Genomic DNA, 16,149 nt, shown 5'->3' with positions numbered 1-16,149 from the left:
CATAAATGTTTTCTATCCAAAACGTTCGCCTTTACTTAATAAGTATGCAAAAAATAAATTTAGATGCGTTTGCCCTGTTTGGAAGGGTTGCAATAGTCAACCATCTTGATTAAACACTTACCTTCGCTGTTCGGTTTTGTTTTCTCTAAATAGAAGCTAACTGAAACTTTTTGCTCTTTCATTTGGATAATTTTTTAGTAATTGCGACCAAAAATGCGACCATAAAGATACTAAATAATGCTAAATAAAGTAGTAAAAAAGGAAGAAAATAGAAAAATAATTATTGAAAATGAGCTAGTTATGTAGTAAAGGAAAAGAAAGGAAAATAAAAATAGAGGCTTTGTTCTGACTTACAAGCAGAGGGTCGGCGGTTCGACCCCGTCAACTCCCACTAAGCCTCGCATTTGTGAAGCTTTTTTGTTTCAACTAGTTATCTGTATTGACTTTTGTAAATTTCAATTCCTTTCTTCTTTCGCAATCATATAAGTGTTGTTAGGCTTATTTTTGCAACTTTACTTTAAGATTTTCGCTTTCAAATTTTATCTACAAATATTATGGCTAAGATTTCTATAAATATTGCAACTGGTAGTTTACAAGAAGAAGAAATGATAGTGGGTATTGATTTGGGAACAACGAATAGTTTGGTTGCAATTATTCATCCTGAAACCAAACAGCCGGTAGCTTTAAAAGAGTTTAATACCAGTAGTTTGGTACCAAGTATTATTCATTTTGATGAACTAGGTAACCCTAAAGTAGGTGAGCAGGCAAAATTATTTTTAGAAACAGAACCACAGAATACTATTTTCAGCGCTAAGCGTTTGATGGGTAAAAGCTTCAACGATGTAAAAAATAACGCAGATTTTTTTACTTACAAAGTGATAGATGACAATACCGAGAGCTTGGTGAAAGTGCAAGTTGGTAACACATTTTATTCGCCAATAGAATTATCATCATTCATTCTAAAAGAATTAAAACAACGAGCTGAACATATTCTTAAAACCCCAGTAACAAAAGCTGTAATTACGGTACCTGCTTACTTTAATGATGCGCAGCGTCAAGCAACAAGAGATGCTGGTAAATTGGCTGGCTTAGATGTATTAAGAATTGTAAACGAACCTACAGCAGCAAGCTTGGCTTATGGTTTAGGCTTAGCAAAAGACGAAGAGAAAACCATCGCTGTGTACGACTTAGGCGGAGGTACTTTTGATGTATCTATCTTAAGAATTACCAACGGTATTTTTGAAGTATTAAGTACCAACGGCGATACGTATTTAGGTGGTGATGATTTTGATAGAACGCTTGTACAGCATTGGTTACAGCAGTTTGGCATTGCGCAGGAAGAACTACAACAAAACAAACAATTAGCTCAAACACTTCGCTTAAAAGCAGAAGAGGCTAAAAAGTATTTAAGTAGTAATGATAGCTTTACTGCTGAGGTAAATGGTGATGTTTTAAGTATTACCAAGACTGAATTTGAAGCTTTAATTCAGCCTCTAATTAGCAAAACAATAGATAGTTGTAAAGGCGCATTAAAAGATGCAGAACTAACCATCGCAGATATTGATACAATTGTAATGGTAGGCGGTAGTACAAGAGTGCCTGCAGTTAAAAATGCAGTAGCTAACTTCTTTGGAAAACCAGTGAATGATTCTGTTAACCCAGACGAGGTTGTGGCTTTAGGCGCTGCTATTCAAGCGGATATTTTGGCTGGTAATAACAAAGATTTTTTACTGCTTGATATTACACCATTAAGCCTTGGTATAGAAACGATGGGCGGCTTAATGGATGTGTTGATACCAAGAAATTCTAAAATTCCTACAAAAGTTGGTAGGCAATATACAACGCATAAAGATGGTCAAAGTGGTATGCGTATTTCAGTATTTCAAGGTGAGAGAGATTTGGTGAAAGACAATCGCTTACTTGCTGAATTTAACCTTACTGGTATTCCTGGTATGCCTGCTGGTATGCCAAAAGTAGAAGTGAGTTTTTTAATAAATGCTGATGGTATTTTGGTTGTAAAAGCCAAAGAATTAAGAAGTGGTGTAGAGCAAAGTATTGAAGTAAAATCGCAGTTTGGTATTACAGATGAAGAGGTAGAAAAAATGTTACTTGATAGTATTACAAATGCCAAAGAGGATATTAAAATTCGTGCACTAGTAGAAGCAAGAACAGAAGGCGAACAAATATTGGAAGTAACAGAAAAGTTTTTAACTAAAAATACTGCCTTAATAAGTAAGGAAGAGATTACAAGTACAGCGCAAGCCATGCAAGCTTTACAATTGGCTTTAACTATGGATGATAAAAACTTGATTCAAACCAAAATTGAAGAGCTGAATGAAATTACTAGACCATTTGCTGAACGTGTGATGGATCAAGCGGTAAGTAGTGCTATGAAGGGGCAGAAGATTTAATGGCATAAGCCATTAATCTTCATCATTAGCTTTTACCAAAATCTTGTCTATACGATGGCTATCCATATCTACAATTTCAAAGTCAAAGCCACGCCAGCTAAGGGTATCGCCAGTTTTAGGTATTTCTTTTAATTGGTCTAATATAAAGCCTGCAAGGGTATCAAATTCTTGGTCACCATCATCAAGCCATTCTGTTTTATCAAAATGATTTAAAAAATCGTAGAAGGAAACTTGTGCATCAATTAGGTAGCTACCATCTGCACGTTCAGTCATTTCATATGGCTCTTCGTCAGGCTGACTCATATCACCTACAATCGCTTCTAGAATATCATTTAAAGTTATCAAACCTTCAATACTACCATATTCATTAACAATAAAACTATGGTGAATTTTAGAGGCTTTAAACTTCTCTAAAACTTGGTAGGCAGTATTATTTTTTGGTACATACATGGGCTGCTTAATAATGCTACCAATAGCTACAGATTCATCGGCCGTAAATAATTCTTTAATAGAAACAAAGCCTTTTATTTTATCAATATTGCCATCGCACACTGGGTAAATTGAGTGCATCGCTTCTTGTAACGAACGTTTGACGTCACCCACAGTTTTACTTGCATCTAACCACACAATATCTTTTCTGTGTGTCATTAAACTTGTGATATTTCTATCGCTTAAATGAAAAACACGTTCTATAATTTCTTGCTCCGCTTCTTCAATGGTACCTTGTTCAGTACCTTCAGTAATGATGGCTTTAATTTCCTCTTCCGTTACAGAATTATCGTTGCGTTGAATACCAAACAATCTCACTAATAAATTACTAGAAATGCTTAATAACCAAACAAAAGGAAAGGTAATGGTAGATATTACTTTCATTGGCGCAGCTACAAATTTGGCTATCGCTTCAGGATTACTCATACCAATTCTTTTTGGTATTAACTCACCTAAAACCAATGATATATAAGTAATTGTTATTAGCATTAAAATTTTAGCCACAGTATCTGTGTAAGGCTTTATAAATGCTACATTTTCTAAAAGATTTTTTATGTGGTGCGTAATGCCTTCTTCACCATAAATACCTAGCAAAATACTTATTAGCGTAATGCCAAGTTGAACTGTAGAGATAAATGTATCAGGGTTGTTAGATAAAAGTAGTGCAGCTCTTGCTTTTTTATCGCCTCTATTTGCTTGTCCTTCTAATCTTGGTTTTCGTGCAGAAATTAATGCAATTTCAGCCATTACAAAAAGGCCGTTTAATAGAACCAAGCCTAGAATAATAAAAAGTTCTGTCATGAATTTATAAAATTATACAATATTGCGTCGCTAACTCATTAAGCTACTATATTGCCGATGCTTTCTAGACGCAAATTTCAATAGCAACAAATCTAATGTTTATGCGCATATTCTGTTCATTATTTATTCTATCAACCATCAATAATTTCGTTTTTAGTGCATGAAGTCAATAGACTTTTGTTATTCTTGTATTTTAAGAATTTATATGAAAATGAAGACAGCAATATTTATTGTTCTACAATTAATAACGATTATTACTTTTAGTCAAATAGTACCGCAGCAAGGCATTTGGCAGGCAAAATTGCTACGAAAAGATAGCAATACTATTGTGTTTAATTTTCAATGGCAACAGGTAAATAATAAGCCTGTATTGTATATTATTAACGGTGCTGAGCGAATGAAAGTAGATAAAATAACTTTTACAAAAGAAGATTCTCTATTTATTCAAATGCCTGTTTTTGAATCGCAGTTTAGAGTGAAAATGCTGACAAAAACCAAGCTCGAAGGTGTTTGGATAAAAAGTGGTGCAAAGCAAAATGTAGTAATGCCTTTTACCGCAACCGCAAATACAGCAAGTAGATTTGCTATTAATGCTAAGCCTAAAGCAAATATTTCTGGTAAATGGGCTATGAAATTTGGTGCGAAAAATAATCCTGCCATTGGTATTTTTCAGCAAAAAGGTGCGGTTGTAAATGGTTCTATTGTAACACCAACAGGCGATTACAGGTACTTAAGTGGTGTGGTTAATGGCGATACTTTATTGTTATCTACGTTTGATGGTAGTCATGCGTTTAGTTTTTCTGCCATTATCAATAATGCCACAACTATTACAAATGGGGTGTTTTATTCAGGATTTTTGGGTAAAGAAACCTTTATGGCTGTAAAAAACGATACTGCTACGTTGCCTAATACAACGGCAATGTATTTAAAAGATGAGGCTGATAACAAGTTACATTTTGCATTTAAAAACCTTGATGGCAAATCTGTTTCAATAGAAGATGAATCGTTTAAAAATAAAGTGGTGATTGTGCAATTACTTGGCTCTTGGTGCCCCAATTGTATGGATGAAACGGCTTTTCTATCTGACTTTTACAATAAAAATAAGCAACGAGGTATTGAGGTAATTGGCTTAGCTTACGAACTCACAGACAATTTTGAACGAAGTAAAAACAGTATACTCAAGTTTAAAGAACGCTTTGGTGTGCAATATCCGTTATTAATTACTGGCGTTACCGTAAGTGATGAAAAACGTACAGAAAAAACATTACCACAATTAACGCCTATAAAAGTATTTCCATCAACCATTATTGTAGATAAAAAGGGTAGGGTACATAGCATAGATACTGGTTTTTATGGGCCTGGTACAGGTACATATTACGAGGCTTTCAAGAAAGGTTTTAATGCTGTTATTGATGAATTAGTAAAGCAGTAATTAGCGATTTAGAAGCATAAAAAAGCCATCGAAAATTCGATGGCTTTTTTATGAAATTTCGTATGAAGAATTACTTTTTTGCAGCAACAACTTCACCATCTATTTTTAGTATTGTTGGTTCTGCTACGTTGGCAAATTTTACAGTAACATCTTTTACAAAAGCACCTAAGTTGGCAGCATTGTAAGTTACTTTTATTTTTTCTGTTTTACCAGCTGCAATTGGTTGCTTCGTGTATTCTGGTGTTGTACAACCACAACCTGCTGTAGCAGTTTCTATTACCAAAGGTTTTGTACCAGTGTTAGTAAATGTAAACTCGTAAGTAACAGGTTTGTTTTGTGCTATTTTACCAAAAGCGTGTGTAGCAGTTTTAAACTTTACACTTGATTGCGCACTTACACTTACACCAATGAAGAGTGCTAAAGCAAATAATAATTGTTTCATAATCATGTATATTTTTATGGTTTCATTCCTTGAGTCCCTGAGTTAGCAGGTGCAGGTGTTGCAGGTACTTGGTATGCATCACCTTTAAAGGTTACAGGCTTAGTCATGTCATCGCTAAAAAACAAGGTTGCCGTTTTGCTAAAAGGACCATTTGCGTTACCGCTAAAACCCAACGTAACTTTAATAGTTTCACCTGGACCAAATGTTTTATCTTTTTCGTATTTTGGTGTAGTACAGCCACAACCAACAGATACATTTTTTAAGGTTACAGGCTCTTTACTAATATTTTTTATAGTAAGTTCATACTCTGTAGGTTTGCCAGCAGGTATTTTACCAAAGTCAAATGCATCGTTTGTAAATTCTAAAGTTTTTGCTATGTCTTTAGGTACTACAGGCGGTGCAGTAACTGTTGTTGCAGGTGTAGTTGTAGAGGTTGTTTGCGCTTGTGCAAAACCAATTGCCATCATTGCTATGGCTAATACAAAGGTTTTTTTCATAACTAAGATTTGTTTTTTGTAGCGTAAAGATATTTATAACGATGACACTTTAGCGAATATTATACCAAAATTCGGCAAATAAAAAATTAACAACTAACAATTGCTAGTTCTCTTTTGAATGTTAATATTTTTAAACTGATAAAATTAGCTTCTTTACGCATTTTATTTATCTTTCCGCACTGGTCTAAATTGGTTGTTTTTTTGTGTGAAGATTAAATTATTTTTGAGGTATGGAACAAACTGTAAACATGGCTTACAAAGAAGATATGCTTTCGTATGATGGTTTTAGAAACGAGGTATTGAACGATTATCGTATGGCTCTAATTAGCCGCGAAGCTAGCTTACTTGGCCGTCGTGAAGTGCTTACAGGTAAAGCAAAATTTGGCATTTTTGGTGATGGCAAAGAGCTTGCGCAAGTAGCCATGGCCAAGTTTTTTAAAGCTGGCGATTTTAGAGCTGGCTATTATCGTGACCAAACTTTCATGTTTGCAAGTGGTCTTGCAAGTGTAGAGCAATTTTTCTCTCAGTTATATTCTGATCCAGATATTAAAAACGATCCATTTAGTGCTGGTAGACAAATGGTGTCGCATTTTGCTACAAAAAATGTAGATGAAAATGGCAATTGGTTAGATTTAGCTAATCGTAAAAATGTTACCAGCGATATGGCGCCAACGGCTTCGCAAATGCCACGAGCATTGGGCTTGGCATTTGCATCTAAATGCTTTAGAAACTCGCCACATTTACACCGTTACGAAAACTTGAGCCATAATGGTAATGAGGTGTGCTTTTGCACTATAGGTGATGCAAGTACTAGCGAAGGGCATTTTTGGGAAGCTGTAAATGCTGCAGGCGTTTTGCAAGTGCCATTGGCTATTTTTGTGTGGGATGATGGTTATGGTATTTCTGTACCAAAGTCGCACCAAACCACAAAAGGTTCTATTTCTACTGCTTTAAAAGGTTTTCAAAAAATAGATGGTACTAATGGTATTAATATTTATAAAGTAAAAGCTTGGGATTATGCTGGCCTTTGCGAAGTATTTGAAGAGGGTTTAACCAAAACTCGTGAAACGCATGTACCATGCGTGTTTCATGTAGAAGATGTAACACAACCACAAGGGCATAGCACTAGCGGTAGTCATGAACGTTATAAGTCGCCAGAGCGCTTGCAGTGGGAGAGAGAATGGGATTGCATTAAAAAGATGAAAGAGTGGATGATTGAAAATGGTATTGCTAGCGAGGAAGAATTAAATGTAATTGCTCAAGAGGCGAAGGTTTCAGTGAGAGAAAGTAAAACGAATGCTTGGGAAAAGTATTTGGCACCAATTAAAGTACAAGTAGCACAAGTAACTGAACTTGTAAAAAGCATGACGGTAAATGATATGCAGGTGTATAATTACCTACAACAATTAGTTACCAATTTGCAAAATAATCCAGAGCATTTACGTAAAGATGTGATGAAAACATTGGCACTAGCAATGGATGTTGCATCTAACAGCCCTAATATTCCTGAATTAAAAGCTTATTACAACCATCTTTTAGCAGTTAATAAAAAACTTTACAATACCTTTTTATACAACGAAGGAATAAAAAGTGCGTTGCGTGTAGGTGAAACAAAGCCGTTAACTGCTTTTGATGCACCATCGGTTAATGGCTATGAAATTTTAAATAAATATTTTGATACGCTATTTTCTCACAATCCATTTGTATTTGCTTTTGGTGAAGATGTAGGCATGATTGGTGATGTTAATCAAGGTTTTGCAGGCTTGCAAGCTAAGCATGGTGAGAATAGAATTTTTGATACAGGCATTAGAGAACTAACCATTATGGGGCAAGCTATTGGTATGGCTTTAAGAGGCTTACGTCCAATTGCTGAAATTCAATATTTAGATTATTTGGTTTATGGTTTACAGCCTTTAACTGATGATGTTTCTACTTTACATTTTAGAACTGTTGGTCAGCAAAGTTGCCCTGTTATTATTCGTACAAGAGGCCATCGTTTAGAAGGTATTTGGCATAGTGGTAGCCCAATGGGTATGATTATCAATGCATTGCGTGGTATGTATGTGTGTGTGCCTCGTAACATGGTGCAAGCTGTAGGTATGTACAATACACTACTAAAGAGCAACGATCCTGCTATTGTAATTGAATGTTTAAATGGCTATCGCCTAAAAGAGAAAATGCCTTCTAATTTATTAGACATTACTGTACCGCTTGGTATACCAGAAATTATTAATGAAGGTGATGATATTACAGTAGTTTCTTATGGTTCTACCTTGAGAATTATTGAAGAGGCATCCTTACGCCTTGAAAATGAAGGAATTAGTTGTGAAATTATTGATGTACAAACCTTATTACCATTCGATATTCACCATATTATTTTAAAATCGCTTAAGAAAACAAACCGAATTGTATTTATAGATGAGGACGTACCAGGTGGTGCTGCTGGATTTATGTACAATAAAGTAATGGAAGAACAAGGTGGTTATCAGTGGCTTGATGTGCCTGCAAGAACAATTACTGGTACTAATCACAGACCAGGCTATGGTAGTGATGGTGATTATTTTAGCAAGCCAAATGCAGAAATAATTGCTGCAACAATTAGAGAAATGATTAATCAATAGTGTTTAACTGCCTATAAGTCTTATTACTTCTTCAATCTTATCATTAATGATGGGTAATTGTGTAGCTTCATCGAAAACTGCATAAAACCCATCATTCTTTATTATACGTGTAATAAATTGATGTTTACAAGATAGCTTCTATGTATTCTTACAAACGAAGTATTCGTTTCAAATACACTTTCAAAATATTTCAAGTTCTTACTCATTGTGTAAGAGATATTGTTACTTAATTAAATTTTTGTATAACTTACTTCAGCCTTGATATAGATAATATCATTTACATTAAGTATTTCAAAACCTTTAGATACAGGGATGACAATTTTTTTAATATTTGGTGTTTGAATATTTTGAGTAAGTACACTCAGATTCTCATACGATTTGAAAATCGCTTGTTCCTTATACTTGTTAATCGCTTGTTTTAGTTTATCAGGTTGTATCGGTTTTAAAACATAATCAATTGCACTCATTTCAAATGCTTGTATTGCATGTTGATTTGATGTCGTAATGAAAATTCATACCGTCATACCTGCTAATACCTAGCGAGTGAGCGGCCCAAATAAAACCTTTGCTATCGGCTAGTAAATCGTAGACTTCATCAGACGGTAAGCCTTTTACCGATTGTAGATTAGTAAACTGGGCATTTGAATAGTAATAGAAAAGTAATATTCCAATACTCAAAAACTATATTTTGATGCAATAAAAATAATTATAAACTCAATCCCCTCTTCCTTTTTCTGCAAAGTTAATAGGCGCTTTTACAAAGTGATGTATCACGCTTTACAAATGAAATCTTTTAGGAAGAATTCTGATAGTAAATTAGTATTAGGATTGGAAATTTAGATAGTTTATTGCGGATATTATTGATATAAACTAGTTACTATAATGTCACATTCTTTTGTAGTATCAAACTAAAGGATATCTATTAGGGGGTAACATAAAGGGTTGTTGATTTTAATCTCTAACCACTTTTAAGACCGTTGATGTAATTATTAACGGCCTTTTTTATACTTCTATAATATAATTTTTTATAGCATATATTGCTAATCCAACTCTTGATACAACGTTTAATCGCTTGCAAAGTAGGTCTCTTTGATAGTCAACTGCTTTTATTGTTACATCTAATTTTTGGGCTATTTCTTTATAAGTTAAATCAGAGCTAAGTAGTTGTAATAACTCTCTGTCTTTTTCACTAAGCACTGTTTCATCCACTTTGGCATCATTATTAATAAGGTTGTGTAGTAATTTTCCTGTTATAAAATCGGTATAATAAAATCCTTTATGTAATATGGAGTTAATTGCTTTTTCTAGATCTTCAGGTTCTACATCTTTACTTAAATAACCCTTGACACCCATCTTCAAAAGCTTTACAATACTTTCTTCTCGTTCAATCATGCTAATGATTAAAACTTTTACGTTTGGATAGTTTTCACTTAGCCATTGCACAGTTTCAAAACCATTTTTATTAGGCATATTTATATCTAAAATTGCAATGTCTGGTATCGCAGAACTAGTAAGTAACTGTTCTGAGAAATCTTTGCCATCACTAGCTTCTATAATAATTTTATACAGTGGACCTAAAGATTCTAGTAAGCGAATGAGGCCTTTTCTAAAAAGTGTGTGATCGTCTGCTAGGGCTATTTGGATAGTTTTTTGCATCATTAGTTAGGCTGTAATTGGTACTTTAAGCGTGCAATGCGTACCAAGGTCTGCATCACTCCTCAAATATAAACTACCACCCAATATGATGGCACGGTTGTACAAATTAATTAAGCCAGAGCCATTAATTTTTTGCTTAGCGGCTTCAATATCAAATCCTATTCCATTATCACTAATATTTATTTGTAGTTGATTTGGCAAATAAATTATCGCAATTTCTACTCTTGAGGGTTTGGCATGCTTTACAATATTGTGTAACAATTCCTGACAGATACGAAATATAATGATACGTTTAGTATCAATAATATTTGCTTCTTCACCAGAAACGGTAAAATCAATCTTAAATCTATCTTGTTTTTGTAGTCGTTTTACTTCTTTGCCTAAAGCTTCAGGAAGTGTAGCGTCAGAAATTCTATTGGTATCTAAGCTAATGGATAAATGTTTGACATCTAGTATTAAATCCTTTGCAACGTGTTTGGTTTCTTCTACCAATTCTTCTTTTAGTATATTAGTTTTTTGCCTATTTATTAGCCCTAAATTAATATTAATTACAGAAGCTAGGGCTGCAATATTATCATGTAGTTCTTGAGAAATTCTATGCCTCGTTTGTTCTTCAACCTCAAGTTGAGATCTCAAAATTTGTTCAGAAAATTGCTGTTGCATAGCAATTTTATCTTTTTCAACCTGCTTTTTTTTGTTACTGTAATATACAAGCATTACAATAAATAGTATTCCTAAAAATAATAGAACAGTAATAATACCAATAATAGTGATAATTACATTTTGTTGTGCTGCGTCTTGCATAGGATAAATGCATAAGTATAACTTGAATATAAAATGACATTTAAAATAGGTAGAAAAATTCTATATATGCTTTTGCCGTCTATTTCTATGTGGTGAAATGCGATGTATTTTTGTAAGCCCAATATTACTAAAGTTCCAAGACTAAATAATAAAGTAGAAGCATTTATCCAAAAATAGGGGTGCTTTAGAATTGGTAGGTTATCCTGTTTTTCGTTTAAGGCTAATTGTATTAATAATAAACAACAAAACATTATTTGTAAAATCTCTATGAATATCAATGATAATGAATTAAACACCCGCCAACCTTCTAAAAAACAATAATTTAAAACGATTAATGCCTCGCAAAGTACACAGATTATTACATAAATAATTCTAGTTTTTTTATTCAGCGCTATCATTTTTCCATAAACCATTAAGTATAATGGTAATGAAATAAGAAGGTATGTATTGTAAATAAAATAATTACTAGTCCACCCAAAAATTGCTTTGTTAGATGCTAACACTTCTATAAAGCAAGTAAATAGAAGTAAGGGAATAAAATAGCTAAGCGAAAAGATTTTAAGCCTTTTGTAAAAGATAATTGATACAAAAAGGCTTAAAAGCTGTATTAAATGATAAAAATTTAAATGCATTTTTCGCAATTATGGTTGTAAATCTCCAAGGTTCAACGGATCACCTAAATCTTCATCACCAGTCTCATCTGCCGTAGCTTTCATATTGCTGGTATTTTTCTTTGTTTTATATGCCCATAAAAATGCAGTTAATCTTCCTACTTTATTATTTCCTTTTGCGTCTACATCGGTTATTTTAGTAATAATATTATCAGTAAGACCAAAAATTTTCTCTTTAGGATCTACATAAATGCCCAATCTTATTCTCACACCTATATAATCTTTAGTTGTAGAATCTTTCGCCAAATTTCCCATCCATTTTGAAATGTCTAAAGAATCAACATGTCTTGGAAAGCTAATGCTTTTTGTAAATGCTTTTGCAATTGCCTTTTCGTTTTTGCAAATATTGTTGACATCATAAATACTATCGTATGCTTTTATACAAGCAAGTGCATAGGCTGTAGGTATTACATGATTGTAAGTACTACTTTCATCAATAGGTGCTTGTTCTGACAAACTAAGTTTTTGAGTTTCTTTATTTTCTGGTTTACTGTTACAAGCGGTAAACATTGCAATGCCAAGCATAGCAATGCAATTTAAGTACATCATTTTTTTCATGGGTTCAATTTTTTGTTTTGGATAATTGTTTTCACTACAATATTGCGCTTTTTTTTCAATCTAATCACAAAGGGATTTCCCTAATTTTTTCGGGTAAAATCTCTAACTTTTTTTCGGGAAATATCTAATTTTTAACAGGGAAATCCCTAATTATTTACAGGGATTTTCCCAAAGATTTGTAGGGATTTTCCTAAAAAAGCACAGGGAAATCCCTTTTAAGTTTTACGAATTTTCTGTATTAGGTTTGTGCTGGTTGAGAACAATTATTAGCTACATTATAATTTCAGAGTAATGAAAAATAAATACACATTCCTTTTAGCAAAGTATACTGTCTATACAATTATACTAACTATTATAGTCGCACTCTTTCATAGTAAGTAACTAAATGTCTTTAGTCCTTTTCTTATTTCTACTAGGGCTATAGGGGTAAAAAAAGGCGAATCCAGTCGTGGTTTCGCCTTCATTTTTTTAATACTAGTTCTAGTCTGATATTATTGTACAAAATTTATCAATTCAGTCATATCAGCGCCTTGCTTATAGGCTTTTACAAAATTGCCTTGAGGTGTGTAAACGGCTACAAATGGCGTAAACTCAACTCTAAAAAATGAAGGGATATGATATTGAGGATCTCGGCCCATCACAATATTTGAATATTTAGCCAACTCATATTTATCGTAAAAGGCTTTTATTTTTTCCATTGGATGGAAGCTTACAAACACAAATGTTGCATTTTTTAAGCTGTCCATGTGTTTTTTAATTTCTTCAGTTTCATATTCACAATGGCTACATTCTGGGCTGAAATACACAAATACCACAGGCTTGCCTGTGGGTAAGGTTTTATTGTTTATCCAAATGCTATCGGCTTTAGTACTATGGCAATCTAATACAGAAAATTCAGGAATCTTTTTCGTTCTTAAATAGGGGGCAAGTGTGTCGTAGTTGTTATTTTGACAAATACTTACAAATGGGATCACTATTAAAAGAATGGTGATTAATTGTTTCATGCGATAAAATTAAGTGAGATGCATTGCTTTTGCAAACCAACTCTTGTTAAAATTATTGCTCGCTTAATATCTCAATATTTTTTCTGCTTTTTTCCAATACGCAAAAAAACTAGGAAAATAGCCAGTTACTGTTGGGCAAAGCCAATCTCTATTGTCTTCAATACCTTGATAGTGTTGCGTTGTAGGGTGTTCTTTGTAATAAATACCGCTTACCCCTAAAGTTGAATTATAGAGTGCTTTCAATTCATCAAATTCGCCTACAAAAACTTGTATATTAGGTACATTTTCTTTTGCTAATTGCAATACAAAATCTAGCACCTTATCGCTTATAGGATAGGCTTCAAAATGCGATGGTTCTAATAATAGCACCCTATTTGCATCTTTATCTTTATGCCAATTTGGATCTAAGTTGTAGCTATTATAAACTAATAATGGCAAGGTCGCATCCAAATGTATTGGTGATTGGGTTGGTAAATTTGTTTGCAAATCTAAATCTGCAATAGGCTCTAACACTTTAGGTATAGGCATTGTAGCTATTTCTTCGTAACTAGTGGCTAGATAGCCGTTTTTCTGGTTGCTATTGGTGTATTTGCTAATGTTCTCTTGATTGGCAAAGTATTTTTTACTACTAAAACTACCAGCTACCCATTGCCAGCTAAAATGATTGCTTGCTAAATCGCCATCCAATAAATGATAGTACAACCATTTTGCAGGCTGCAACCAATGTGCTTGCGCAACATTACAAGTAAGCATGGCCGTGTACATTCTGCAATGGTTGTGCATATAGCCAGTCTCATACAAGGTTTCAATAGCTGTATCTAAACCATCAATTCTTGTTTTGGCTTCTATAATGGCAGTAGGAATTTTATGGTGAGCTACATTTTGCTGCGCTTGTTTTACATCGGTAAATAATTTGTCACCATGAAATTGCCATTGCCTTTGAAAGTATTCTCGCCAAGCTAATTCTTGTAGTAGTTTTTCGCTTTCGTAGAATTTAAATTTACTAGCAATAATGTCTTTCACCTGCGGTAAACTAATAACGCCACGTGAAATATATGGCGATAAATACGTAACTGCACCAGTAATAAAATTCCTCGACTTAGCGTATTTATTCGGGTTAATTTGATGTATCCTTTCTACAATAGCATCGTAATTTGTAGGAAAATTAATGGTGCTAGTTGCTATATTTTCAGCTTCAAAAAAACTACCTTGTTCAGGATGTTGGTGTGGTTTTAATTTGCTCATTGCTATTGTAATGTGTTTAAAAATGCTTCTGCTTTTTGTAAATGTTGTTGTTGCTTTTCTGCACTCATTTTGTCAAAAGTGCCTACCAGCATACCAAGCCTTGGGTTTTGTAAAAAGAAACTGCGATGCACATGCATAAAGCGCCAAAAAAGGCCGTCCCATATTTCTTGCCAGCTACCTTTTGGGTAGTCACTCATTTTCATCAAATAGTTGCTACCACTGATGTACGGCTTGGTGGTCATTAGCCCGCCATCGGCAAATTGTGTCATACCATAAACGTTTGGTACCATTACCCAATCGTAAGCATCTACATACATTTCCATAAACCATTGGTGTACCTCATTCGGGTCAAATTCGCACAGCAACATAAAATTGCCCAACACCATCAAGCGCTCTATATGATGGTTGTAACCAGATTGTAGCACCTTCTTTATCACGTTATCTATTGGTACAATACCTGTAGTGCCATCATAAAAACTTGCAGGTATTTTACGAGTGAAGCCCCAATAGTTGCGTGTACGTTGCTTGCTGCCTTCACGTTCGTACACAATGCGTATAAATTCTCGCCAGCCGATTATTTGCCTTACAAAACCTTCGAGTGAATTAAGTGGCACATCATTTTTTGCTGCCAAATCTAGCGCTGCGCTAATTATTTGTTGCGGTTGTAGCAAGTCAATGTTAAGCATTGGGGTTAAAACGCTGTGAAACAAAACAGGTGCTGTTGCAACCATAGCATCTTCATAAATACCAAACTTACTAAAGCGCTCTTGTAAAAATTGGTTAAGCCATATTTCTGCTTCGCTGAATGTGGTTGGGTAAAACGAATTAGAATTACCGAGTGTTGCACTGTAGCCACCATAGTTCTTAGCAAAATGCTTGTCAACATACGCCTTAGCTTCTTTTACAAATGGGTTATCAGTTGGTAAATCGTATTTTGGTATCACTTCGCCCTTTGGAAATTTACTTCTGTTATCTGCATCAAAAGTCCATTTACCACCAAGTGGTTTACCATTCGGTTCTAATAATATTTGCTGCTGCTTACGCTGATGTATGTAAAAATCTGTTTGAAAATAAGTGCGTTTTTGGTCGAAAAAATCGCTCACACCTTCAAGCGTATTGATGAAATTTGGCGATACATATTTTACCAATTCTACCTGATGTTTCTGCGCTGCAGATTTCAAACGATTATGCAGCCAATTGTCTACAACATCTACAAAATGTATTGTTGAAACACCAGTATTAGCCAAGTGTTCAACACATTTTCTAATATCACATTTGGTGTCAGTAGCTTCAACATAATGCACCTCAAAGCCTTGCTGAATAAGGTATTGCTTGTAGAACTGCATACTAGCTCTGTGCAACACTAGCTTCTGTTTATGAAAGTGATATTGCTTAAAATACAACCATTCTTCAACTAGATAAACTGGCCTTTTTTTATCTAAAGCAGGATGCTGTTGGTATAATTGATGCGGAAAAATAATGCTTACTTCCATAATATTTCTTTACACATAGTCACAA

Annotated in this window: 15 protein-coding genes; 3 read left to right on the top strand and 12 right to left on the bottom strand. The window is 34.1% G+C overall.

Features of this window, described 5'->3' with window-relative positions; all coding sequences use genetic code 11:
- Nucleotides 1–554: 554 nt before the first annotated feature.
- Complete coding sequence (gene hscA, locus ACT9TX_RS03760; RefSeq protein WP_481336869.1) at nucleotides 555–2,411, top strand: Fe-S protein assembly chaperone HscA; 1,857 nt, start codon at nucleotides 555–557, stop codon at nucleotides 2,409–2,411.
- A gap of 12 nt (nucleotides 2,412–2,423) precedes the next feature.
- Here the strand turns inward: hscA and ACT9TX_RS03755 are convergent, their stop codons facing one another.
- Nucleotides 2,424–3,701: a hemolysin family protein gene (locus ACT9TX_RS03755; protein WP_481336868.1), complete on the bottom strand. Its 1,278-nt coding sequence runs from the start codon at nucleotides 3,699–3,701 to the stop codon at nucleotides 2,424–2,426.
- 211 nt (nucleotides 3,702–3,912) lie between these two features.
- On the opposite strand from ACT9TX_RS03755, the gene ACT9TX_RS03750 reads away from it, so the two are divergent.
- Nucleotides 3,913–5,133 (top strand): peroxiredoxin family protein, encoded by a 1,221-nt coding sequence (locus ACT9TX_RS03750; protein WP_481336867.1) that lies wholly within the window; start codon nucleotides 3,913–3,915, stop codon nucleotides 5,131–5,133.
- Nucleotides 5,134–5,203: 70 nt separating this feature from the next.
- Here ACT9TX_RS03750 and ACT9TX_RS03745 read toward each other — a convergent pair whose 3' ends face one another.
- Together ACT9TX_RS03745 and ACT9TX_RS03740 are read right to left on the bottom strand one after the other, a co-directional pair.
- Nucleotides 5,204–5,575, bottom strand: coding sequence for a DUF1573 domain-containing protein (locus tag ACT9TX_RS03745; protein ID WP_481336866.1), 372 nt, complete (start codon nucleotides 5,573–5,575; stop codon nucleotides 5,204–5,206).
- Between the two features lie 14 nt (nucleotides 5,576–5,589).
- Nucleotides 5,590–6,072, bottom strand: coding sequence for a DUF1573 domain-containing protein (locus ACT9TX_RS03740; RefSeq protein ID WP_481336865.1), 483 nt, complete (start codon nucleotides 6,070–6,072; stop codon nucleotides 5,590–5,592).
- 230 nt (nucleotides 6,073–6,302) lie between these two features.
- On the opposite strand from ACT9TX_RS03740, the gene ACT9TX_RS03735 reads away from it, so the two are divergent.
- On the top strand, nucleotides 6,303–8,693 hold the full coding sequence (locus ACT9TX_RS03735; RefSeq protein ID WP_481336864.1) for an alpha-ketoacid dehydrogenase subunit alpha/beta: 2,391 nt from the start codon (nucleotides 6,303–6,305) through the stop codon (nucleotides 8,691–8,693).
- A 101-nt stretch (nucleotides 8,694–8,794) separates the two neighbouring features.
- Here the strand turns inward: ACT9TX_RS03735 and ACT9TX_RS03730 are convergent, their stop codons facing one another.
- The 9 genes from ACT9TX_RS03730 to ACT9TX_RS03690 form a co-directional block, all read right to left on the bottom strand.
- On the bottom strand, nucleotides 8,795–8,911 hold the full coding sequence (locus tag ACT9TX_RS03730) for a LytTR family transcriptional regulator DNA-binding domain-containing protein (protein WP_481336872.1): 117 nt from the start codon (nucleotides 8,909–8,911) through the stop codon (nucleotides 8,795–8,797).
- 12 nt (nucleotides 8,912–8,923) lie between these two features.
- On the bottom strand, nucleotides 8,924–9,160 hold the full coding sequence (locus ACT9TX_RS03725; RefSeq protein WP_481336863.1) for a hypothetical protein: 237 nt from the start codon (nucleotides 9,158–9,160) through the stop codon (nucleotides 8,924–8,926).
- A gap of 1 nt (nucleotide 9,161) precedes the next feature.
- Nucleotides 9,162–9,371 carry a hypothetical protein gene (locus tag ACT9TX_RS03720; protein ID WP_481336862.1) on the bottom strand — a complete coding sequence of 70 codons (210 nt, stop codon included), beginning with the start codon at nucleotides 9,369–9,371 and terminating at the stop codon, nucleotides 9,162–9,164.
- Nucleotides 9,372–9,695: 324 nt separating this feature from the next.
- Nucleotides 9,696–10,352, bottom strand: a complete 657-nt coding sequence (locus ACT9TX_RS03715) for a response regulator (protein ID WP_481336861.1) — start codon at nucleotides 10,350–10,352, stop codon at nucleotides 9,696–9,698.
- Nucleotides 10,353–10,355: 3 nt separating this feature from the next.
- Nucleotides 10,356–11,153 carry a sensor histidine kinase gene (locus ACT9TX_RS03710; RefSeq protein ID WP_481336860.1) on the bottom strand — a complete coding sequence of 266 codons (798 nt, stop codon included), beginning with the start codon at nucleotides 11,151–11,153 and terminating at the stop codon, nucleotides 10,356–10,358.
- 641 nt (nucleotides 11,154–11,794) lie between these two features.
- Nucleotides 11,795–12,382, bottom strand: a complete 588-nt coding sequence (locus tag ACT9TX_RS03705; RefSeq protein ID WP_481336859.1) for a hypothetical protein — start codon at nucleotides 12,380–12,382, stop codon at nucleotides 11,795–11,797.
- Between the two features lie 491 nt (nucleotides 12,383–12,873).
- Nucleotides 12,874–13,386, bottom strand: coding sequence for a TlpA family protein disulfide reductase (locus tag ACT9TX_RS03700; protein WP_481336858.1), 513 nt, complete (start codon nucleotides 13,384–13,386; stop codon nucleotides 12,874–12,876).
- Between the two features lie 63 nt (nucleotides 13,387–13,449).
- Nucleotides 13,450–14,631 (bottom strand): FAD-binding domain-containing protein, encoded by a 1,182-nt coding sequence (locus ACT9TX_RS03695; protein WP_481336857.1) that lies wholly within the window; start codon nucleotides 14,629–14,631, stop codon nucleotides 13,450–13,452.
- Between the two features lie 2 nt (nucleotides 14,632–14,633).
- Complete coding sequence (locus tag ACT9TX_RS03690; protein WP_481336856.1) at nucleotides 14,634–16,124, bottom strand: cryptochrome/photolyase family protein; 1,491 nt, start codon at nucleotides 16,122–16,124, stop codon at nucleotides 14,634–14,636.
- Nucleotides 16,125–16,149 lie beyond the last annotated feature (25 nt).

The sequence above is a fragment of the Parasediminibacterium sp. HNIBRBA5674 genome (assembly GCF_056745525.1).
Note: the sequence above shows the minus strand (reverse complement) of the source record. Positions and strands in the feature narration are given on the sequence as shown.

Bases quoted from the DNA above. Each gene is read 5' to 3' on its own strand.
- hscA (WP_481336869.1), top strand. From the start codon at position 555: ATGGCTAAGATTTCTATAAATATTGCAACTGGTAGTTTACAAGAAGAA.
- ACT9TX_RS03755 (WP_481336868.1), bottom strand. From the start codon at position 3,701: ATGACAGAACTTTTTATTATTCTAGGCTTGGTTCTATTAAACGGCCTT.
- ACT9TX_RS03750 (WP_481336867.1), top strand. From the start codon at position 3,913: ATGAAGACAGCAATATTTATTGTTCTACAATTAATAACGATTATTACT.
- ACT9TX_RS03745 (WP_481336866.1), bottom strand. From the start codon at position 5,575: ATGAAACAATTATTATTTGCTTTAGCACTCTTCATTGGTGTAAGTGTA.
- ACT9TX_RS03740 (WP_481336865.1), bottom strand. From the start codon at position 6,072: ATGAAAAAAACCTTTGTATTAGCCATAGCAATGATGGCAATTGGTTTT.
- ACT9TX_RS03735 (WP_481336864.1), top strand. From the start codon at position 6,303: ATGGAACAAACTGTAAACATGGCTTACAAAGAAGATATGCTTTCGTAT.
- ACT9TX_RS03725 (WP_481336863.1), bottom strand. From the start codon at position 9,160: ATGAGTGCAATTGATTATGTTTTAAAACCGATACAACCTGATAAACTA.
- ACT9TX_RS03715 (WP_481336861.1), bottom strand. From the start codon at position 10,352: ATGATGCAAAAAACTATCCAAATAGCCCTAGCAGACGATCACACACTT.
- ACT9TX_RS03710 (WP_481336860.1), bottom strand. From the start codon at position 11,153: ATGCAAGACGCAGCACAACAAAATGTAATTATCACTATTATTGGTATT.
- ACT9TX_RS03705 (WP_481336859.1), bottom strand. From the start codon at position 12,382: ATGAAAAAAATGATGTACTTAAATTGCATTGCTATGCTTGGCATTGCA.
- ACT9TX_RS03700 (WP_481336858.1), bottom strand. From the start codon at position 13,386: ATGAAACAATTAATCACCATTCTTTTAATAGTGATCCCATTTGTAAGT.
- ACT9TX_RS03695 (WP_481336857.1), bottom strand. From the start codon at position 14,631: ATGAGCAAATTAAAACCACACCAACATCCTGAACAAGGTAGTTTTTTT.
- ACT9TX_RS03690 (WP_481336856.1), bottom strand. From the start codon at position 16,124: ATGGAAGTAAGCATTATTTTTCCGCATCAATTATACCAACAGCATCCT.